This is a genomic window from Clostridium sp. D43t1_170807_H7 (assembly GCF_015555905.1).
Lineage (GTDB): Bacteria > Bacillota > Clostridia > Clostridiales > Clostridiaceae > Clostridium.
In genome coordinates, this window is record NZ_JADNLK010000069.1 from 1 (window position 1) to 1,764 (window position 1,764).

Below are 1,764 nucleotides of genomic sequence, written 5' to 3' on the forward strand. Positions count from 1 at the left end.
CAAAATTATACTTTAAATCGAAAGTTTTATCAATTAAAACTTCCTTTTGATATAGATTGCATAATTCCAGATAATGATTCGGTGAGGTTACTAAGTCAGTTTGTAGAGGAGATGGATTTAACTGAACTATATTCTACTTATTTTAGAATAAGAGAAAATCAAGTACCGCCAATGAACATGCTGAAAATTATGCTTTATGGATATATGAATGGATTTTATTCTTCAAGAGATATAGAAACTGCATGTAGAAGAGATATCAATTTTATGTTTCTACTAGAGGGTGCTTCACCTCCGGATCATTCAACATTTGCAAGGTTTAGAAGTTTACACTTTGCTCCATGTGCTGAAAAAATATTAGCGGAAGTAACCAATTTTCTTTATAAAATTGGGGAAATATCAGGTGAATCTATATTTATTGATGGTACTAAAATAGAAGCTTGTGCTAATAAATATACTTTTGTTTGGAAGAAAGCTATTACAAAAAATACGGCTAAACTATTAACTAAAATATCCGACCTTGTAAAAGAGTGTGAAGAATTTTATGGTATTAAATTGATTTATAAGGATAAAGTACAAATGAAGCATGTAAAGAAGCTTAGGAAAAAACTTTATGAGTTAAAAAAATTAGAAGGAATAGAATTCGTCCACGGATGTGGTAAGAGAAAAACTACTTTACAAAAGTCTATAGAAAAGCTTGAAGAGTACCTTTTAAAATTTAAAGAGTACAATAAAAAGGTATACACTTGCGGCAATAGAAATAGTTATTCAAAAACAGATGCTGATGCTACATTTATGAGAATGAAAGAAGATGCTATGAAAAATGGACAACTTAAACCAGCTTATAATGTACAGCATGGTGTTGATGCTGAATATATTACGTGGCTTACTGTTGGTCCTGAACCAACAGATACAACTACATTGATACCATTTCTTAAAGGTATGGAAGAAAATTTAAATTTTAAATATTTAAAAATAGTTGCTGATGCTGGATATGAAAGCGAAGAAAATTACTCATTTATTGAAGATAATAAGCAAATAGCTTTTATTAAACCTGCTAATTACGAAATATCTAAAACAAGAAAATACAAGAATGATATTAGTAGAATAGATAATATGGACTACGATTCTGAGAGTGATTTATTTATATGTCAAAATGGTAAAAAACTAATATCTAATGGTGTAAAGATTAGAAAATCTAAAACTGGATATGAAAGTATAAAGACAATTTATATATGTGAGGATTGTAGTAATTGCAATTATAAAAGTCAATGCATTAAAGGAAATAATTCTAAAATTCCATTGGAGAAAAGAACTAAAAAAATTGAAACTTCAAAAAAGTTTAATCGTCAAAGAAAAGAAGATTTAGAAAGAATTATTACAAGTGAAGGAATTTTACTTAGAATGAATAGAAGTATTCAAGCAGAAGGTTCTTTTGCTCAATTAAAGCATGATATAAATTTTAGAAGGTTTATGTGTCGTGGACAAAAAAATGTCCTATCAGAAAGTATATTACTTGCTGTAGCTCAAAATATAAATAAATTGCATAACAAAATACAAACTAACCGAACTGGTAAGCATTTATTTGAATTAAATAAAACTGCATAATTTAATTTTTTAAAGCCTTTTTTTATTAGGCTTATTTAAGTGCGTCCATTTTTATATTTAATTTAATTTTAATTGAATATGTACAATTATTTTTTTGAAAATATAGAAAAAGAGCTATCGCTAGCGGATTTTTTTACCCTCTATTGCGACAGCTCCATT

General features: G+C 27.7%; 1 protein-coding gene. It reads left to right on the forward strand.

Annotated elements, in window-relative coordinates; translation table 11 throughout:
- The coding region (locus tag I2E98_RS15770; protein ID WP_207737643.1) for an IS1182 family transposase at window positions 1-1,605 on the forward strand (1,605 nt) is incomplete at its 5' end.
- Between the last annotated feature and the right edge of the window lie 159 nt (window positions 1,606-1,764).